Annotated in this window: 1 protein-coding gene; it reads right to left on the bottom strand. The window is 56.0% G+C overall.

The annotated features are described in order from the left end of the window. Positions 1 to 215, bottom strand: a 215-nt coding sequence (locus ACQG3P_RS24730) for a DNA cytosine methyltransferase (protein WP_426806524.1), incomplete at its 3' end; no start/stop codon positions are given. Positions 216 to 232 lie beyond the last annotated feature (17 nt).

Below are 232 nucleotides of genomic sequence, written 5' to 3' on the forward strand. Positions count from 1 at the left end.
CTTGCGGTTGGTGGGGGTAGGTAGAACTCGGAAGTTCTATACATAGCCCTTAAGGCCTTGAGAGCCAAGTTTCTAGAGCCGTTGTAGCCAGGCGGCAGCTCGACCCAGTGCGAAGGCTCTGGGAAAACAGGCACCAAGTTCAGTTCCTTATGGTACGCCACTAGGACCATTCGCTCGCGCATCTGGGGCACGCCAGACAGAGCAGCGTTTAGCAATGTGTAGCGAGGGACGT

The sequence above is a fragment of the Stenotrophomonas sp. SrG genome, from assembly GCF_050031795.1.
Lineage (GTDB): Bacteria > Pseudomonadota > Gammaproteobacteria > Xanthomonadales > Xanthomonadaceae > Stenotrophomonas > Stenotrophomonas rhizophila_A.